Consider the following 17,355-nt stretch of genomic DNA (forward strand, 5'->3'; position numbering starts at 1 on the left):
ACGATCTTGTCCTCCACGACATGGATGAGGACGGCTTTCTGCGTGCAGTCGTTCCGTTTCGCCTGACGCGCGGAGCAGTAGAAGTATGGGTAGATTTCGCCCGACTTCGACCGGGTCATCTGAACGATCAGCCGGTTGTGGCAGTTCCCGCAGTACACCGTGCTCTTGAGGTAGTGATCGTGTCGACGTCGGCGCTCGCCGGAGCGGCGCGCTTGCAGTGCGTCCTGCACCTTGTCCCATGTCTCCTGGTCGATCAGGGGCTCGTGCTTGCCGGCGTAGGTCGCTCCGGCGAACGAGACGAGGCCGAGGTAGTACGAGTTGGTCAGGATCTTGTGGAGATCGGTATCGGTCAGGGCCCGCGAGGGAACTTGCGGAGTCCGCCGCGTGGTGAGCCCGCGCTGAGCGAGTTCGAGCGCGAGCTGGGACAGGCTGACGTTGGGCTCGGTGTAGCGGTGAAAGGCCCAGGTGATGAGCGGAGCGCGGTCGGAGTCAGGGCGAACCGTGCGGCTTTCGCGGCCGTCGATGTCGAACTCGCGGACGTTCAGGTATCCGAGCGGAGCTCGACCTGGAGTTCCGCCCTTCTGCACCTTCTGCGTCATGCCCTTTGTGACCTCGTGTGCGAGGTTGCGCGAGTAGAACTCTGCGATCGACGACATGATCCCGTGAAGGAGCGCGCCGGACGGTGACTGGTCGATGCTCTCCGTGGCGGAGATCAGCGCCACGTTCGCGGCGGTCAGCTGCTTCATGATCTCGACGTCGTCCTCGCGGTTGCGGGCGAGGCGATCGACCTTGTGTACGACGACGTAGTCGACCGAGTGCTCACGGATGTACTCGAGCATCTCTTGAAGCGCCGGACGGTTCGCTGTCTTCGCGGACTCTCCGCGGTCGACGAACTCCTTGGCGACCATGGCGCCCATCGACTGAGCCTTCTTCCGATTCGCCTCCCGCTGCGCAGGGATCGAGAACCCCTCCTTCTCGTCACCGCGCTGCGCCTGACGGGCAGTCGACACACGGAGGTAGAGGACCGCGACCTTCGGCGTCAGCATCTCGCCGATCACGGAGAGGGGGTCGGGGGTGGCCGGCTGAGGGCTCAGGGTAGGGGTGGCGAGAAGCGGTGAGAGTGTCATAGCGCTCTGATTAACGCTCTGAATGCGCGCAGAGTCGAGTCTTTTCTGTAGCGAAAGCCGATCTCCTTCCAAGGGATCGGCCGTCGACCCCCGATCGGCTGGTGTTGCGGAAATTGCTACGGTCGGAGAAGCCATTTCGGGATCGGAAGGAACTTCGTTGCGATGCTTCTGCGGTTGGGTGGCTACTGGCACGGAGTCGTCTCTCATTTGTGGAAGACGTAGACCCGGTCTGCGTGGTGGACGATGTCGAAGATCTCGCGGAACTGGATCTCTACCGATTCGTAGTTCCAGCGCAGGTCGTGGTCGGCGATGCCCTGCTCTTGGTGGAACTTGGTGAGGGCGGTGCGCCACCCGAGCCCGTCGATGTGCTCGTCGAGAGCCGTCCGCACGCTCGGATACTCGCCGAAGAAGCTGTCCTCGAACTCGGCGGCGAAGGTGCGCGGGTCAGTCTCCGAGCCGAAGACCTGCAAGAAGGCGGTCATTGCCTTCGCTCGGTCGTAGGTGTCCATACCCTCCCGAGGTTGCGGCTCGTTGTTTTCCAGGTGTTGCGGTTGTTCTGGTGTTGTCATGTGTCGTTCTCTTTTCTGCCCACCCGGTGAAAGATTGATAGGCGACATGCTGTTACAGGTGGAAGGTGTAGACCTTGTCTCGGTAGTAGACGATGTCGACGGTCGCTCGGAACCGGCGTTCGATCGCGGCGTAGTTCCACTGGAGCTCGTCGGGCGTGATGCCCCAGTCCCTTTGTAGGGCGGTCAGGGCCTCGTTCCAACCGAGGATCTCGATCTGGTCGTCGATGGCTTCGTCGAGACTGTCGTATACGGCGTAGAAAATGTCAGCAAATTCGGTGGCGATGCTTCCTGACGTAACCTCTACGTCAGGAAGCTGCAGGAAGGCAGCAAATGCTTCGGGGTGGTTGCGGACTGCGCGGGCGATGTATTCGTCGTCTTCCCAGTCAGGTCGGTTGCGGAAGAGGTGGGCGATATCTTCTTCGGCTTCGGAGCGGCGGTGGCGCGGCCGTTGCCGCTCGTGCGGTGATTCTTGTTCGGGCGAGGTCATGAGGTCCTCCTTTCTGTCTCCGCGGGGTTGTGGGTGCGGGGAGTGGTTAGTGGTGGTGTCGGTAGATGAGGACGCGGTCGGGGTACTCGCGGACGTCGAAGACGTCGCGGTAGAGCATCTCGAGCACTGGGTCGGGTCGGCCGGGGTCGTGGTCGGGGATGAGTTCGGGGTCCCAGCCGAGCGCGTCGACGATCGCGTCAATGGCCTCAGTGATCGTCGGGAACTCGGCAACGAAGGCCGGGTCCTCGTTCAGTTCCTGCGCGGTCGGCGCGACCTCCTCGGGCGAAGTGGTTTCTGGCGTTGGCGGGTGTTCAGGGTTAGTCATGTGGGTGGTCCTTTCTGGTGTTGTAGTCGGAGGCGCCGGTGCGCAGCAGCGGTTGGAACTCGTCGAGGCTGATCACGGTGAAGAGCTGGTCGTCGAGGTCGGTCTCGCTCGTGATGCGATGGGCCAGTTGGTCGCGTCGCCTTGTGGTGGGGGTGATCCAGACGACGGCGGGGAAGAGGCCGGTTCGTCGTTGTTCGAGGCCGCTGCCTCGGTAGTGCTGGTACTGGCGGCACTTGGTGACGATGCGTGCGGGATTCTCCGTGGCGAGGTCGACTTCCAGGAACCAGTGATCCTCGTACCCATCGAGGGTGCTGGTGATGACGGCGAGGTCGGGCTTGAGGAAGATCCGCTGGCCGGCCGAGCCGAGGTAGGGGCGCCAGCAGGCGGGCTCCGGGGTGATGCTCTCGATCTTGAGGCTGCGGGTGTCTTCGAGTTCGGCGAGTTGGACGCGGAGTTCTGAGATGGCGAGGGTGTGCTCGAGGAACGTGAGAGAGGGGTCCTGGTCGCGTCGATAGCGCTTCTTCCTCTGCTCGGAATCCGCGCCGCCATTCCCTGCGAGGCGGGCGCCGCGGTTGGTGATGGTCCAGATGCCGGCGCTCGAGCCGCGTGCTTGTCCGCCGACTGTGCGGGGGAGGACGTGCAGCAGGCCGATGCTTCCGAGCTTCTGGAGGAGCCGGTTGGTCTGGCGCGCAGCGGAACGGTCGCTGCCGTACCGGGCGCGGGCGGCTCGGGCGAGCTGCCTGCTGGTGGCGTATCGCTGCTCGAGCAGGAACCTGAGGACGGCCTGCTCCTGTTCGGTCGGTCTCGGCTCCGCTTCGGTTCGTCTTCTTCGGCCGCTCATAGCTGCCGTCCTGGGCGACGGGCCGGTACCCACCGGAACGGTGGGTGAGTCATAGCCAGAAGGTGAGCGACAAGGGCGGTATTGGGGGCGAGTACGGGCATGTTTAGGGGAGCGACGAGTCTGCCGAGGAGTCTCTGCTCAGAGGTCAATGAGACGAGAGTCATGGGCGCTTCCTCCGTCCGACGGGCTCGGTACTCGGCGCGTGCGGAGCGGTGTCGGTCTGGTGGTCAAGGTGCAGGTCGCGGCGAAGCGCTGCGTCGACCTCGCTCACAGGCCGTCCATAGCGCTCGGCGCTCTGGCGGCGGATTTCGATCGCATCTGACACGACAGGAGGTGGCGGCTGGGTCACGGCGGAGAACCAGCCGGTCTGCTGACCTTGCTGCCGGAGGTTCACGTAGACGTGATGGGCCGGTAGGAGCTGGAAGTCTTCGGCGCTCAGCTCGCGGGTGGTTTTGGCGAGCGCTGCAGCGTCGGCCTGCTCAAGGCCGAAGACGATCTTGCTGCGGGCGTTCGTGTCGATCGCAGAACGCATCGCGGCCGGAAGCTGGTCTCGGTACTGGTGCGCGAGGTGCCAGGCGGCGCCGAGGGAGCGGCTCTGCGCGAGGGCATCGGCGAGGTCGCCAGAGGCGGGGAGGGCGAGGTAGTCCTGGACCTCGTCGATGTAGAGGGAGGCGATGGTGCGCTTCTCCTGGGGCAGGGCGCTGCGGCCGAGGATGATCGGCCAAAGCGAACCCACGACGAGCGAGCCGAGGAGGCGGGCGAACTCCGGGCCGAGTAGTCCCTTGTTGAGGGAGATCAGCACGATCTTCTTCTTCGTGAACAGCTCCGAAAGGTCGAAGCGGGACTCGGACTGCCCGAGGACAGCGCGCATGCCGGGGCGGATGAGGAAGCTGCGCAGCTTGTTCATGGCCGGCCCGATCTCCACCGCCTGCTGCTGCGGACTGAGCGCGTCGTAGCGGGCCCAGAAGGCGCTGACACCGAGTGGGTCGTCGATGCGGCTGGTGATCTTGCGCCGGAACGTCGAATCGGTCAGCAGTGTCGGCAGCCAGAGCAGGTTCGCTCCCGGGGTGCGGGCGAGGGTGAGCAGGGCGGAGCCGAGGACGTCTTCGGAACGGACACCCCAGTTGTCGAAGATCCCCTTCAGCGCCGCCATGAGCGAGTCAGCGACCAGCTCGGGGCTGCGGTTCGCCCCGGCGAGGACGTTGATCCCGATGGGCTGATCGGAGAGCGGGTCAATCACGACGACGTCCCTGCGCCGGTGCTCCGGAACGCGTTCCAGGACATCACGGACCAGGTCCGCTTTCGGGTCGACGACGAGTACAGGACGACCGGCGACCATGTCGGCGACGATGAGCGACAGCATCGCCGTGGACTTGCCCGACCCCGTGGGGCCGAGAAGGAGCGTATGAAACGCCGCGTCCTGGATCGGGATCCCGACCGACTGCACGACCCCGGGTGCCGTCGTTGTCGCGAAGGCTCGTCCGCCGTCCTTGAGGCTGGATAGCGCGGGCAAGAGTCGGGGATGCTCGGCAGGCAGCCCGGGAAGCGGCCCGTCACCGAGCGGCCAGCCCAGGAGGGGCAACAGTTCCGGAACCGAAAGTGCGAGTCGGTAGCTTCCCGGCCGTCGAGCGGCGTTGACCGAAGCCGGCGCTAAACCGTCGAGGTGCAGCCGAGTTCCGGCTGCTTCGGCAACTCGGAGCGCTCCGAAGAGGGACGAGAGAAGTGACCGCCGCCTCTCAGGAGTCGCTGCAGCGGCGCCGATGCGCATCTCGACCCGGAACCCGTGCTGGGAGGCGCGCTGCTTCAGCGAGCTGCGAACCTCGGTCGGCGCCTGCGCGCTGCCCCAGAGCAGCTGCCACCAGGCCCGCCGTGGATCCTCGACCCCTTCCGGAACAAGGTGCGGCCCACGCCGTGCACCCAGGACGATCTGCACGACGAGCTTGTCGCCGTCCCGATTGGCCTGAGCGAGAGCCGCCAGCACCGAACGAGTAATCGCACCGATCCGCTCGGTGGTGAGGCTGAGTGCGGGGTGGCGAAGCCGGACACGGCCAGCGCTGACGACGGCGATGCGGGGACCGACGGGCGCGGTGAGTCGGGCGCCGGTCAGTTGCTTGACCATGGAGGTGCCGATGCCGATCTGGGGCTTCTCGAGACCGATGAGCCAGCGGATCCCGGCGGCACTGGCGCGGGCTTCGAGGCGGACCGCGCCGAGCGAAGGCTCGGTCGCGATCCGCTGCAGCAGCTCCATCGCCGCATCGATCGGGAAGGGACGCTGCCAGTGCACCTCGCGCCAGATGACCGGGGGAGCGCTACGCATCCGATGCTCCGTTCGTCTGGGAGTTGTCGGGCGACTTCTTGTCGGTGGTTGGGCGCTGCTTCGCCGGGTCGTGTTCCATCTGCCAGAGGACGAGCGCGATGACGGCGCGGGCGAACTTGCGGCGGTCGATCGGCTGATTCCAGATCGGCTGCACGCGGACCTGACTCGACGCGGAGGTGCCCGGCTTCTGCTTACGGCCGGCCATTCCGCCCACCTTCCGCCTGCCTGCTCGTTTCGCTGCTCGGCTGGGTCACAGGTCGTTCCTGCGGATGAAGCGCACGAGCAGCCATAGGCCGAGCCCGACCGCGAGGACGATCATCACGATCCACCACACCTCGAGCAGGAGACGGGCTGCGATCGACACGAGCACGGCGATTCCACACAGGACGACGGCTCCACGCAGTGCGCTCGAAAGCCACGAGTCGTTCTTCTTCTCGGACATACTGCTTCCCTTTCATCACTTCGCTCCCTTCACGGGTGCGGGCTTCTGTTGCTTCGGAGTCCGGTCGGACGGAACGGGGTAGCCCGGAATAGAGATATCGGAGTCGACTTCGTTTCCCCAGACGGACCAGTCGGCGTTGGATGGCGGGCGACGACGTGCGAACAGCTCGAGGTACGGGCCGTCGGAGATGCGCTCGATGACCGCGAACTGCTCTTCGGGCTTATGTGAGTGCGCCTGGAGCGGTGCGAACATCCAGGTCGGCTGCGACTTGTAACGCACGGGAGCCTTGCCCTTCGTGGCGAAGAGAAGGTGCTCGGTGGCGTTACGCAGGTAATTGCCGAGCAGGATGCGCGGCTTGATCCAGGTGAGCGGTGAGCGCGGGGTGAAGCCCCAGGCGCGGATCACGTCGTAGCCGTGCTCCAGCGTCGCGTTCGTCACCCACAGCCAGAGGTGCGCGTTCTCTGCCGCGAGCGCTTCGACGGGCATCGCCTTGATCCGGTCGAGGCTCATGAGGTTGTAGTGCTGGGCGGCGCCGAGGCGGCCGGTCTGTTCGATGTTCCACGGCGGGTCAGCCAGGATCGTCGAGAACTTTTGTGGCGTGTCTGTAGGCATAGGGGAGGGGTCTCCTTTCAAGAGGGGCTGAGTACTATTTCGGCGCGACAAATACCGCTGACGCTTGACTGCCGCGAACTACCCCGTATTACGAGGCATAAACGCTGATCCGTAAAGACCGAACCTTCAGCGGAATGCAAGCGACGAGAAAGTCCAACCTCAGATACCAGAGGTGGATGCAGTGGTATCCACAGCCGTTGAAGCTTTCTTTACAACATGCTGTGGAAAACGGTCACCTCGCTCGGAGTTGCATCAGTCGCGGCGGTGTTTCGCGAGGGACTCGAGCACCGCACGGGCCACAGCACCGGGCTCGTCATCGGAAGAGATCCGAGTCACGAGCGTGTTGTCACCGAAGTCGGCGTCGGTCGGCCCACCGCCGCCGAGAACCACCGCGTGAACGTCGCCGGGGAACTCCGACAGGCGGCGAAGGGTCTCCGCAGGCTCCGGATCGAACAACTCGAAGTCCGACAGCACGACGAGCGTCGCCAGGTGCTGCGGCCGCGTTGCCGCCAGGAGCCGGGCCGCCCGCAGCGATGGCCTGAGGATCGAACTGCCCCGAGCATCCAGCGGAGTCTGGAGTCCGTGCTCGATGAGGCGCAACCCGGCCGGAGTGAGCCGAACCGGTGGAACGTCGCCTGATGTCGGGACGTCGAAGTGCACGACTGCGCCGAGCTCGTCGCGCCCGACGCCCGCCGACGCGATGCGGCGGAAGGCGAGCTTGCACTCCTGGTATCGGTTCGAGATGGGGTCGACGCCAGCTGGCCCGATCACGGAACCGGAATCGTCGGCGATCACGGCCGTCAGGGACTTGCCGTGATACGGCCCCCCTGGGTGGCTGAGCTGGATTCGGGGACCACGTGGAGGCCGCCCTGCACCCCTCCCGAACGAATGCAGGCCGGGACGGACGAGGTGAGCCTGCGCGAGCTGCGAACTTGCCAGAGCGACGACGCTCACGGATGCCCTCCTTCCTTCGTCGCGGCAGGGATGCGCCCGACCGGCTCGGCTGCATGACCGTGCCCGACGACGCCAGGGTTCCGCCGCAAGATGCGGGCCTTGAGCGCGGCGTAGGAGAACACGGCAGCCTTCCCGCGCTCGGCGTGCTCAGTTCGCAGCGACTCCGCTCGCCGCGCATGCTCGGCGTGGCGCACGAGCGGTCGAGCGCTGCTGAGCCGCGCTGAACGCTGCAGCTCCTTCTCGTAACGCTTTTCAAACGAACCGAGGAGATCGTCGACCTCGTCCGAGTACGCCCATGCATTGAGGAACGACCCGGCTGCGACCGCCAGCGCGAACCCGCCATAGATCAGGCCTGCGAGCGGCCCCTCGATACTCGAACGCAGGCCGAAGATGCCGATCGTGATTGCAGCCGCCACGCACCCCGCCACCCCGCCCGCGAGCCTGACGAAGCGCACACCCGGGTCGACGCCGGTGAATAGATGCGCGAATGGCTGCAGATCCGGAGACAACTCCTCCGTGTCCTTCACTCGGCGTGCAGCGAGGCGGAGATCGCGGAGGTCACCGCCCACAGAGCCGGCCGACACCGCAGCGATCCCGACCGACACGGCCTGGATGACCGCCAGCTCCGGGATTTCTCCGAAGTAAATGGCCGCACCGGCGATCCCGGCGACGTCTCCGCCGACGAAGCCGAACCAGCACCCGACGTACCAACGGCCCCCATGCGGCTTCCGCCGAACGAACGGTGACAGCGCCTGCCTGGCTGCGGTTAGCTGCTTTCGCGCGTCAGCAAGGACCACGTCGTTGCCGGCCGACGCCTCGCGCGCCTTCTCGGCTGGGTACTTGAGACCTGCGGCACTGACCTCGTCCTCTCGGGACACCGTCTCACCGCTGGCCGCCCACGAGGGTGGCTGCGACCCAGACAGGTCGTCGTATTCCTCCTCGACGTAGGTCCGAGCAATCGAGGACGGCCGGGCTACGGCGACCGCTTCGTCGATCCGATGGAGCGCGACCCCGTCGGCGAGATCGGCAGCCTGCTCGGATTCGGATGAGGAATGGACCACCGATCCTCGCAGGCTCACTGGGATCTTCCGCCGAAGTCGGTCAGGACAGTGCAGGACCCGGCACCGGTCGCACTGCACGTTGTCGACCAGAACGCCTTGAGGCCGTTGACGTACTCGGTCGACGGCTGCGCTGAACCCGCCACCTTACCGATACCAAGGAACGAGATTGACACCCGACCGCCGAGCCGCGGCACCGGGACGGAAGCAGCCAGCGACTCGGCGGACGCGGCGTCCAGCGAAGGAACGCCGAGATTGACGCCGACATTCTGGATGCCGTCTGTCTCGATCTGTGCAATGTAGACCTGGTCGTCGCCGACATGGTCCCGATCCGTGATGTAGTCGCTGAGCGCGTAGTAGACGGCAGTCATGTCTGTCCCATTGGGGTCAAGAAGAGGAACTGCCTCGTCGTATGCCGCCTTGACTTGCACGAGCTTCTCATCGACCAAACCATCGACCCGCCGCAGCTTCGCGTTCCTCGTCGCCCCTGAGGGCTGGAGATCGGCGTCCAGGAGGACGACTGAGGTGGCAGACGACGACGACACAACGATTATTCGTGCGTGACCGCCGCACACCGCCGTCTGGACCAAATGATCGCGCACCGCGTCCCAACGGGCTGAGAGAAGCGTCTCGTCCTGCGACGAGCCGCTGCCATCGAGAGCATCGAACGAGTTGTAAAGAGCGCTGTCCGGGCACGCGCTCGCCCGCTCCCCGAGCTCTGCGACCGCACCTCCGCCCGAAGTTGAGGAGTCGGAACAGCCGGAGAGGCAGGCTAGGGCGCTCACCGTGAGCGCACAGGTGGCGGTCGCCGCGAGGTAACGAGTGGAGGTGGGAGACATGTGGGTCCTTTCGATGATGTCGCATGGATGAATGAGGAAGAACGGACGAGCGTCTGCGTCTGACGCGGAAGCCCCGCGCCAGCAACGAGTCACGGCGCGCGATCTTGCACGCACGGCGCGAGCTGCGGACGCGTGAGCTGAGGTTCCGGGTCCGTAGACCGCCCCGACTACCCGGCGAAGACCACGCTAAATGATGCCTGACCAGGCATAAAACATAAGCGTGATAACAGCTGATACTTTGACCGGATGGAGAGCCAGGAGCGCTACCCGGACAACCAGATGCCGTTCGCCCCTACGATCCCCACGCGCTGGCAGGAGTTTGTTGACCGCCGCGAAGCCTTACTGCTCGGCTACGGATACAACACCGCCCGTGCGTACTGGGCCGACCTGCAGGACTGGTTCGAGTGGGCGGTCAGCCGCGACAAAGACGTCCTCGCTCTTACGGAGCAAGACAAGACGCAGTACATCGCGTTGCTCCGACGCCGCAGATACAGCGAGCACACCGTACGGCGCCGCCGAGTGGTGCTCAGTCTGCTGCTGAGACACGGTCCAGACCCCTCCGACAGCATCCTGGACGATGATCAGGACCGGGAGCGTCGAAGGGACGGCCGCCAACTCGACTCCTGAGGCCGGCGCGCGCGTGCGCGCCCGCGTTCTCAACACGATGGATCGGCCTGAAGTCGAGGGGCCGAACGCGGAGTGTTTGGTCGGGGCGATGGGCGAAACTGCGATACTGTGACGCATCGCGCCTCCGGAAGGCCGAGTACCGCCATCTTTCATGGAGGCAGTTTTGGATTCGAAGGTCGAACAGGACCTGGCAGAACAACTCGCACTGACGGCCGAGCGCGTACCCGTCCCTGAGGACTTCGAAGGGATGACCCGACCACCTTTGTATTTTGCGACCACGAGGCCCATCGGTACCTCGACCGACGCAATAACCAGAGAGCTTCAGGATCGCCTGAGTGATGCCGGGTACTACGTCCGACGGATCAAGCTATCGGACCTGATAGCCGTTGCCTATCCCGCGGCCACAGGAGAGTTGCTCCCGTCCGAAGCTCGGGGAGAAACACGAAACTTCCGAGGCTATAGGAGCCTAATGAGGGCGGGCGACATCCTTCGCCTTGCGCTCGGGACTTCGATTGCCGCTCAATTGGCGATTTTGGACATCAACGCTAAAAGAGAAGCAGACTTCCAAGCAGCGTTCTTGGCGTCAAAAAAGGGGATTGCATACCTTATTACGCACCTCATGCATCCGGACGAAGCTGCAAGTTTGCGCGCCGTTTACGGTCAACGCTTCTTCCTGATTGCTGCCAATTCTCCCCGAAAGAGTAGAAAAGAGTACTTGCGACAGGAGTTTGCAAAACTTCTAAACCCTGGCATTGGAGCTGCACAAACTAATACAGATGTGGGCTCTCACGGGATTCCGCATCCCAATGGCGAAACACCGGTAGGCGCAGAACAATTGGCGGCACAGCTAATTGCTATCGATGCAGGCATCGAAAGTTCCATGCCGTCTCTCGACCCGAAAAAGCGGCTCAACGTAGATGCAACTTTCCAGCATGCGGATCTTTATATTCGTTCTCGAACGAAATCTGCTAAGGCGAAGTCGGCCGACGCGGCCGTTGATGAGAGTTCGAAAAAGTCGGTAGAGCGCCTTATAAGGCAGATATTTAGTGACCCTTTCGGAACGCCGACTGTGGACGAAAACGCGATGGCAGCGGCTTTTCTTGCGGCCAAGTCGTCGGCCGCAATGGGACGAAGTGTTGGTTCGACTTTAACGGACGCTGGTGGATCAATTATTTCAACCGGTTACAACGAGGTGGCGAAACCAGGCGGTGGTGCTTACCGAGAAAATGATGAATTCGACTACCGTGACCATAGCCAGAACTTCGACCCTAGTGATGCCAGCAGGGTAGATGCAATTCATTCTTTCTTGCGTGTCCTGTTGACGCCAAAGATATGGCGGGGCTCGGTGGCCTTTCCTCAAACGACATTTCCAGAGACCGCCGAGTGGCTGGAAACTTTAGCAAAAAAGCTCGGAGAAGATGGAGAAGCTCCGAGTCTCGAGGCCGTGATCGGCTTGGGTGGGATGGAAGCATTTGATCGCACCAGGATCATGCATTTAATGGAATTTGGCCGAAGTGTCCATGCCGAAGTGGCTGCCTTGTCGGATGCATTTAGACGCCAAGTCGGACTAAAAGACTCCGTCATGTACGTAACCACTTTTCCTTGTCATGAGTGCGCACGAAACCTCGTTTCCTTTGGGGTGCGAAAAGTCTTCTATGTGGAGCCTTACGGCAAGAGCATGGCGGAATCGCTTTACGGCACAGAGATTTCCGTATTCGAGGAGGCGTCCGGTAACGATGATTCACGAATCAAGTTTGTTCCGTTCGCAGGGTTCTCATCGTCGAGAATGAATGAGTTGTTCTCAGCCGTAAAAAGGAAGAATGGTCTTAGGGACGGCATACGCGCCGACGCAATCGGTGCTGCGGCCGATTGGCAACTCGCGACCGCCCCCCTCAGGTCGCCTTTCTTAAGTTATACGCCCGGCCCCGATGCGAATTTGCGGTTGAGTCCCGAACTGGAATGCGGCCTTCTCTCATTTGAGGTCTTCACTGCAAAAGCTGTCGTGAAAGCAATTCAGGTGTTGTCGCTGGCCCTAAAAGACCCGGACTCGGGTCCGACTGTACAGGGAACCGACGGCAGTGTACAATAAGACTATTTTAATAAATTACAGGAGACCTAAAATGGAGCGAAACCAAAATAATCCCGAAAACAGTGCTGAGGCCCAATATACCCCGGAACGTATTGCTCGAATAAAGAAGATGGCCGAACTGGTAATGGAATCCAGTCTTGTGCCGCCAGAGGCTGAATACTTCTCCGACTACCGAGACGCACTTCTTCCTGCCTGAAAATGGCGTATTCTGCGATCGTGACCACTATTTTCATTGCTTCCCCGGGTGATGTCAGCAGGGAACGTCGGCAAATAGAGAAGCGAATATCCGAGTGGAACTTGCGTCACGCGGAGGCCTCCCAGCACTTCTTTGTTCCGAAGCTCTGGGAAATGAACCTGTCTCACGGAGGCTACGATCCACAAGGGGGACAGCACCTCATCGACGCAGCGCTACTCGCGAAAGCTGACGCGTGCATTGCTGTGTTTTGGACTACTCTCGGCCAGACCAAGGTAGATGGGAAAAGCGGTACGGCCCATGAAATCGACGTTGTCCGGCAAAGCAATAAGCCTACGTATGTCTGGTTCAAAGATACGGCAGTACCTACCGGGAGCGATTACTCTAGGCGACTCTCGGTTGAGAAGTACCGCCAACAACTTCAGCGTGCGGGACACATCACGTCAAATTTCTTGAAAACCGGTATGCTCGACGAGATGGTCGATTCGGTTCTTTTCGAACTATCAAGACAGTTTCCGTTAGATTCTCCTTCTGGCGAAGTCATCGAGACACGCGGTACTACTTACAAGACATTCTTCCGGGCGTCGCTTCGCAGGGCCACAAACGTGGGTCATCTATCGCTCGAGAACATCGGCGAGACGGACGTAAATGTCGACGAAGTTGTTCTATTCGGTGACGGAGGTTCAGCGCCGATATTCGGCGTGAACGAGCCTTCCGGATATATGGCAGCAGGCGAGACCTGGAATTTGACCGTTCATTTTCCGATGCCGTCGGAGAATGTTTCAGCGACAATAAAGTTCACTCATCCTGACTTTGGAGCACAAGAAGAGAAGATCGATATTACGCTAAAGTAGGGCCGCAGATTTGCGGCGAAATGACGCTTCGGCTATTTGACGGTCCACTTTTGTGTGAATGGGATGATAGGTGCGTGGTGTGAGATCGCGGGTCCGGAAACCCTCGAGCCGCGGCACGTATATTCAAGTTTGCGCCTGATCTGACATTTCGTGTCTTCACAAATTTGCATTTATACTTCATAATCCTCCTCAGAAATGCCAGCAAGTCCCCTCGCCCAAATCCACAAGCTCAAGGTCGTCTTGGTCGCCATCCTGGTTGCCTGTGGTGGTGTTGGTACCATGCTGCTCGCCAAGTGGCTTGAGGAAAAGCAGCTTGTTCCACACCTCCTGATTGCCCTACTCGACGGCCTGGCAGATGCCTTCCTTGTCGCTGGATTGATCGGCGCCGCAATCGACTTCTGGACGCAACGCGACAAAGACGCTCGCGACGATGCTCGAGTTCGCCGCCTCTTGGCAGACTCAGCCCCAGCCTTCACCGACGCCGTGGTCCGTGGCTTCGCCTCCAGCCCCGAGGATCTCCGCCGCGTGGCGACGCCGGCTCTGCTCGACGACCTAGCAACCAATGCCCTCGGTCTTCGCCTCAGCGACGCCGCCTTTGCCCGTGAGATCTACGCCGATCTCCGTGACACGGTCGTTCGTGCTCCTGAGCGCTGGCACGACGTCGATGTACGTATCCGGCTCTCCTCCATAGACGAGAGGAACACCGGAGGTGTTCCTCGGTTCGCCGTCACCGTGACTTGGGAGTACTCGGTTGTGCCGAGCAGTCCGGTTCAGCGCTTCGCTTGCACCTCGGATCGTGACGAGTTCCACGAGCTCGTCTCCGACATCCCATCAACCTCCACCTGGTTCATGACGCCTCGCCCCGGCTTCGACGCCAGCAGCCGCGACGCCTTCGAGTTGCTGCAGTTCAGCGTCGACGGCGAAGAGAAGAAGATCCGGCGTAGCGCCCGCAAGACCGGCCAGACCTACTCCGTTGGGATCGGGGACGACGCTGTTCGCGACAGCCGAATGGTTCGCATCCGTCACGTTTACCGCACCATCACTCCGCGAAGCGGTCACCGTCTCTATGTTGCGATCGCGCAGCCCACCAAGGGTCTCTCGCTCACCATGGACTACACCGACACGGACATCGCCCACATGAGCGTCACAGACCTCGTCTCAGCGGCGCAGCGTCCGCACATTTCTCGGCTCCCCGAACAGACCGCAGCCCGGGAGATCTCACTCGATGTCCCGGGCTGGCTACTTCCGAAGGCGGAGGTCACTTTCGTGTGGACCCTCGCCAGCGAAGTGTCTTCAGCAGACGCTGGAAGCGCATCCGCCGCCAGAGCCGCGTAGTCGGGTTCATCGCCCCGACGAAGTCGCCACCGCTCATTTCATCACCCCGCCTCGCGTCTCGAGGCCTGCCCGTCTGGCCCGCCGTGGTCGTGATGCTACTCATAAGTATGTAGACCTTCAAGTAGCACCACACGAGGCTCGAGGACGTGGAAGGTGAGCTGCAGAAGGTCTTCGGACGCAACCTGCGCCGCCACCGCGAATCCGTCGGTCTCAGCCAGGAAGCCTTCGCTGACGAGCTCGGCGTGCACCGCACATACATGGGCGGCGTCGAGCGAGGGGAGCGCAACCTCACTCTCCGCTCCGTCGAGAAGATGGCCGACTCGATCGGACGAGACCCGGTTGAAATGCTCTCCGAGCATAACTAGGTTCTAGCCCTGCCTTCCCTCGTGGCGCCGAGGGTGCACGCAGGAAGGCAGCGGCCGCGTCAACAGATCTCGCGCTCGGCCAAGCCGACAACGCGCCGTAGCCGCTCTCCGCTGGACCGAGTCGTCACGCCTCGCGTTGGACTTGCTCCTTCCGAGGAATTGCTTCGCTGAGGAGCGGCCGCCGTTACGGTCAACTCCGCGTGCACCGAGAAAGCTCAGCTTTTGTCGACGATGGCTTTTTGTCCCTGCTCCGTACGGAATTAATATCCTGGGCACGTCCCGCCGTGTTCTTCATGATGGTGAAGTGGTGTCGCTACACGACTCGCTGCTTCTATCAAAGGTCATAGCGCAGCCGCTAAAACGCAAGGCTCGCAGCGTCTGGGCGAACGCAACTCCGCTGAGCCCATCCTCTCCATTCTCCACGATATTGCGTGAATCGACCTGCACCTGTCGTGTCGGCCGTCCTCCGGTTGACCCAGAAGGCGACAAAGAAGGTTCTGTTTCGCGCCAATGGACAGGTCTTCGCCGGCCTTGTGGCAGTATGCACTGTTATGACAGCAAACGTACCGACGGCGTCAAGTTTCTTACTCGCTGCGGAAAGTCTTTGGGAGGCGAGAACGCAAGTACTCGGAATTTTCCCCACCGTGGAACGCGCCATGAAGGCAGCTCAATGGGAAAGATTTGCCAACGGCGAGATCGGGCCGACGCGATTCCGACTCGAGGAGTGGAGGGAGGGCGAATTGTTGCAAACGTTGATCAGTTCTCCCCCGTTTGACTTTAACAATCACGCTTCCTCAGGATGGTCGCCAGAATTGGCGCCCTGATCTCGGCGGTCGCGTGTTAGCCGTCAGCGGCGAGAACGCTGAACATCCCAGGTGCAATCTGTAGTTATAGCTGTCCGCAGAAATATTACCCGCGACAATGCATTTTGAACGTTTTAGTATCTCGCCACCGTCAGGTACGCGCCCAATTAGAGTCGGTCGTAGAGGGCTTAGGAGGTTCTTCTCTTGCTCTCGTGTGTCGACACGCGCTTTGACGGCCTTCAATCGATCGTGGTGAGGTGTCAGCTTGTCGTGCTGAATCTCATCTTGCTTCGAGCGGTACTGAGATTTTGTTGATTTTCCTAGCAGCCCTTGCTCTTGGTGTGATTGCTGCGGTGTTGCTGGGATTATTGCTCGATCGCCTGTGCAATATCTCCGTATCGCCTTTCCGGGCGAAAGCAGACTACCGCCGCAACGATAAGGCCGCCCGGTCTGCTTGAATGTCGATGGCATCGTCAGTGACTAAAACGGAGCCCTTCGCTTACCGTGGAGTGTCCGAGAGTCAGTGTGAGGCGCCTGGTTCGCAAGTATCAGAGTTTGAAGGTGAAGAGGGGGGTGGCAATCGACGTATGCCGCCGGTCATCCTCTGACTCGCCAGTGCTCGAGGTCGGGCCGAACGCCAGGTCTCAACGTCGTCAGGTGTCTCTCCATCCCAGAGGAGCGCTTTAGTCTGAGCTGCGTGAGAGCCGACGTCCTTCGACAGAGCAGGTAGAGGTCACCGCTGCTAAGTGCGCACCGTTTCGGGAAGGTAGCAACCAAACAGCGGAGACGAAGCTTCATTCGCGCGACGCACTACGTTCCGTTTTGGCGCATTCGTCGAAGAGGAGATTTTGACGCACGCCGCGCTGAGCCATTAGGGCGGACGCTCACCGTGTTGGTTTGAGGTACTACGTGAATTCATGCGCCACCTCCTCGACCGGACTCGTATTTGACGGCCCGGCGGAGAGGGGCCGGACGCCGCCACACTCGGCCTTCTTAGGCCGTAACGGAAACGTAAGGAGACCAGATGAGCTGTAGGACGATCACGGGGAATCTTGCCGCGGACCCGGTGGCTGTACAGGCTGGGCGTGTTCTGATCGCGAAGTTGCGCGTCATCGAGATCACTGGCGAGTACCGGCAGGGAGGGTGGGTGCCGCACGAGGCGCCCACAACACACGTCGTGGAGGCGAAGTTCGAACTGGGCGCCCACGTTCTCGCTTCCTTGCACAAGGGCGACGCCGTGATCGTCGTCGGCTACGAACGCACCGACACGTGGGGCGAGGGAGAGAACAAACGCTCTGGCCGGATCCTCGAGGCGGACGCAATCGGGCCGAGCCTCATCCGCGCCACCGCCGTTGTGACGCCTGCCATGCAGAGCACGCCACGTCGTAGATCCGCGAGTGTGGCCCTGGCAGCAGTGAACGAGACGTGAGGCAGTGTTCGAGCGGGCCAGGAGAACGTCCTGCAGCCGCAGTGTGGACGGTGGTCGTCATGGTCGTCAGCATTTGTCCTCGCCAGTTG

General features: G+C 61.8%; 18 protein-coding genes and 1 pseudogene. 7 read left to right on the plus strand and 12 right to left on the minus strand.

The window, feature by feature from the left end; genetic code table 11:
- Window positions 1-2 precede the first annotated feature (2 nt).
- The 12 genes and pseudogenes from C1I63_RS20445 to C1I63_RS10355 all read right to left on the minus strand — a co-directional run.
- Window positions 3-1,334 (minus strand): annotated as a pseudogene (locus C1I63_RS20445) (recombinase family protein); the annotation flags it as partial.
- Window positions 1,331-1,636 carry a hypothetical protein gene (locus C1I63_RS10305; RefSeq protein ID WP_107574701.1) on the minus strand — a complete coding sequence of 102 codons (306 nt, stop codon included), beginning with the start codon at window positions 1,634-1,636 and terminating at the stop codon, window positions 1,331-1,333. The pseudogene C1I63_RS20445 and the gene C1I63_RS10305, both read right to left, overlap by 4 nt.
- Before the next feature lie 112 nt (window positions 1,637-1,748).
- Complete coding sequence (locus tag C1I63_RS10310; protein WP_107574702.1) at window positions 1,749-2,183, minus strand: hypothetical protein; 435 nt, start codon at window positions 2,181-2,183, stop codon at window positions 1,749-1,751.
- Between the two features lie 46 nt (window positions 2,184-2,229).
- On the minus strand, window positions 2,230-2,508 hold the full coding sequence (locus C1I63_RS10315) for a hypothetical protein (RefSeq protein WP_107574703.1): 279 nt from the start codon (window positions 2,506-2,508) through the stop codon (window positions 2,230-2,232).
- Complete coding sequence (locus tag C1I63_RS10320; RefSeq protein ID WP_107574704.1) at window positions 2,501-3,349, minus strand: replication-relaxation family protein; 849 nt, start codon at window positions 3,347-3,349, stop codon at window positions 2,501-2,503. The genes C1I63_RS10315 and C1I63_RS10320 overlap by 8 nt, the downstream gene beginning before the upstream one ends.
- A 160-nt stretch (window positions 3,350-3,509) precedes the next feature.
- Window positions 3,510-5,666, minus strand: a complete 2,157-nt coding sequence (locus C1I63_RS10325; protein ID WP_107574705.1) for a type IV secretory system conjugative DNA transfer family protein — start codon at window positions 5,664-5,666, stop codon at window positions 3,510-3,512.
- A complete protein-coding gene (locus C1I63_RS10330) occupies window positions 5,659-5,871 on the minus strand; it encodes a hypothetical protein (RefSeq protein WP_107574706.1) in 213 nt (70 codons plus the stop codon). The genes C1I63_RS10325 and C1I63_RS10330 overlap by 8 nt, the downstream gene beginning before the upstream one ends.
- A 45-nt stretch (window positions 5,872-5,916) precedes the next feature.
- Window positions 5,917-6,108: a hypothetical protein gene (locus tag C1I63_RS10335; RefSeq protein ID WP_068254762.1), complete on the minus strand. Its 192-nt coding sequence runs from the start codon at window positions 6,106-6,108 to the stop codon at window positions 5,917-5,919.
- Window positions 6,109-6,123: 15 nt separating this feature from the next.
- Window positions 6,124-6,720: an MT-A70 family methyltransferase gene (locus tag C1I63_RS10340; RefSeq protein ID WP_107574707.1), complete on the minus strand. Its 597-nt coding sequence runs from the start codon at window positions 6,718-6,720 to the stop codon at window positions 6,124-6,126.
- A gap of 252 nt (window positions 6,721-6,972) precedes the next feature.
- The gene (locus C1I63_RS10345) at window positions 6,973-7,515 is read right to left on the minus strand and encodes a hypothetical protein (protein ID WP_146168434.1); all 543 of its coding nucleotides are present in this window, start codon (window positions 7,513-7,515) and stop codon (window positions 6,973-6,975) included.
- Window positions 7,516-7,670: 155 nt separating this feature from the next.
- Complete coding sequence (locus C1I63_RS10350) at window positions 7,671-8,735, minus strand: hypothetical protein (protein WP_107574709.1); 1,065 nt, start codon at window positions 8,733-8,735, stop codon at window positions 7,671-7,673.
- A 14-nt stretch (window positions 8,736-8,749) separates the two neighbouring features.
- Window positions 8,750-9,571, minus strand: coding sequence for a hypothetical protein (locus C1I63_RS10355; RefSeq protein WP_107574710.1), 822 nt, complete (start codon window positions 9,569-9,571; stop codon window positions 8,750-8,752).
- A gap of 246 nt (window positions 9,572-9,817) precedes the next feature.
- Here C1I63_RS10355 and C1I63_RS10360 point away from each other — a divergent pair, with 246 nt between their 5' ends.
- The 7 genes from C1I63_RS10360 (at window position 9,818) to C1I63_RS10380 (ending at window position 17,266) form a co-directional block, all read left to right on the plus strand.
- Window positions 9,818-10,198 carry a site-specific integrase gene (locus C1I63_RS10360; protein ID WP_107574711.1) on the plus strand — a complete coding sequence of 127 codons (381 nt, stop codon included), beginning with the start codon at window positions 9,818-9,820 and terminating at the stop codon, window positions 10,196-10,198.
- 469 nt (window positions 10,199-10,667) lie between these two features.
- On the plus strand, window positions 10,668-12,287 hold the full coding sequence (locus C1I63_RS10365; RefSeq protein ID WP_170116365.1) for a deaminase: 1,620 nt from the start codon (window positions 10,668-10,670) through the stop codon (window positions 12,285-12,287).
- A gap of 31 nt (window positions 12,288-12,318) precedes the next feature.
- A complete protein-coding gene (locus C1I63_RS19765) occupies window positions 12,319-12,483 on the plus strand; it encodes a hypothetical protein (RefSeq protein WP_170116366.1) in 165 nt (54 codons plus the stop codon).
- A 20-nt stretch (window positions 12,484-12,503) separates the two neighbouring features.
- Window positions 12,504-13,334: a hypothetical protein gene (locus tag C1I63_RS19460; RefSeq protein ID WP_146168435.1), complete on the plus strand. Its 831-nt coding sequence runs from the start codon at window positions 12,504-12,506 to the stop codon at window positions 13,332-13,334.
- Window positions 13,335-13,613: 279 nt separating this feature from the next.
- Entirely contained in the window at window positions 13,614-14,669 is a 1,056-nt protein-coding gene (locus tag C1I63_RS10370) for a hypothetical protein (protein ID WP_211315609.1), read from the plus strand.
- Between the two features lie 146 nt (window positions 14,670-14,815).
- Window positions 14,816-15,034 (plus strand): helix-turn-helix domain-containing protein, encoded by a 219-nt coding sequence (locus C1I63_RS10375; protein WP_107574714.1) that lies wholly within the window; start codon window positions 14,816-14,818, stop codon window positions 15,032-15,034.
- Window positions 15,035-16,861: 1,827 nt separating this feature from the next.
- Complete coding sequence (locus C1I63_RS10380) at window positions 16,862-17,266, plus strand: single-stranded DNA-binding protein (RefSeq protein ID WP_107574715.1); 405 nt, start codon at window positions 16,862-16,864, stop codon at window positions 17,264-17,266.
- Window positions 17,267-17,355: the final 89 nt, after the last annotated feature.

The sequence above is a fragment of the Rathayibacter caricis DSM 15933 genome, from assembly GCF_003044275.1.
Lineage (GTDB): Bacteria > Actinomycetota > Actinomycetes > Actinomycetales > Microbacteriaceae > Rathayibacter > Rathayibacter caricis.

Excerpts from the sequence above, each read along its gene's own strand:
- C1I63_RS10305 (WP_107574701.1), bottom strand. The coding sequence starts at position 1,636 with ATGGACACCTACGACCGAGCGAAGGCAATGACCGCCTTCTTGCAGGTC.
- C1I63_RS10310 (WP_107574702.1), bottom strand. The coding sequence starts at position 2,183 with ATGACCTCGCCCGAACAAGAATCACCGCACGAGCGGCAACGGCCGCGC.
- C1I63_RS10315 (WP_107574703.1), bottom strand. The coding sequence starts at position 2,508 with ATGACTAACCCTGAACACCCGCCAACGCCAGAAACCACTTCGCCCGAG.
- C1I63_RS10320 (WP_107574704.1), bottom strand. The coding sequence starts at position 3,349 with ATGAGCGGCCGAAGAAGACGAACCGAAGCGGAGCCGAGACCGACCGAA.
- C1I63_RS10325 (WP_107574705.1), bottom strand. The coding sequence starts at position 5,666 with ATGCGTAGCGCTCCCCCGGTCATCTGGCGCGAGGTGCACTGGCAGCGT.
- C1I63_RS10330 (WP_107574706.1), bottom strand. The coding sequence starts at position 5,871 with ATGGCCGGCCGTAAGCAGAAGCCGGGCACCTCCGCGTCGAGTCAGGTC.
- C1I63_RS10335 (WP_068254762.1), bottom strand. The coding sequence starts at position 6,108 with ATGTCCGAGAAGAAGAACGACTCGTGGCTTTCGAGCGCACTGCGTGGA.
- C1I63_RS10340 (WP_107574707.1), bottom strand. The coding sequence starts at position 6,720 with ATGCCTACAGACACGCCACAAAAGTTCTCGACGATCCTGGCTGACCCG.
- C1I63_RS10355 (WP_107574710.1), bottom strand. The coding sequence starts at position 9,571 with ATGTCTCCCACCTCCACTCGTTACCTCGCGGCGACCGCCACCTGTGCG.
- C1I63_RS10360 (WP_107574711.1), top strand. The coding sequence starts at position 9,818 with ATGGAGAGCCAGGAGCGCTACCCGGACAACCAGATGCCGTTCGCCCCT.
- C1I63_RS10365 (WP_170116365.1), top strand. The coding sequence starts at position 10,668 with ATGAGGGCGGGCGACATCCTTCGCCTTGCGCTCGGGACTTCGATTGCC.
- C1I63_RS19765 (WP_170116366.1), top strand. The coding sequence starts at position 12,319 with ATGGAGCGAAACCAAAATAATCCCGAAAACAGTGCTGAGGCCCAATAT.
- C1I63_RS10370 (WP_211315609.1), top strand. The coding sequence starts at position 13,614 with ATGCTGCTCGCCAAGTGGCTTGAGGAAAAGCAGCTTGTTCCACACCTC.
- C1I63_RS10380 (WP_107574715.1), top strand. The coding sequence starts at position 16,862 with ATGAGCTGTAGGACGATCACGGGGAATCTTGCCGCGGACCCGGTGGCT.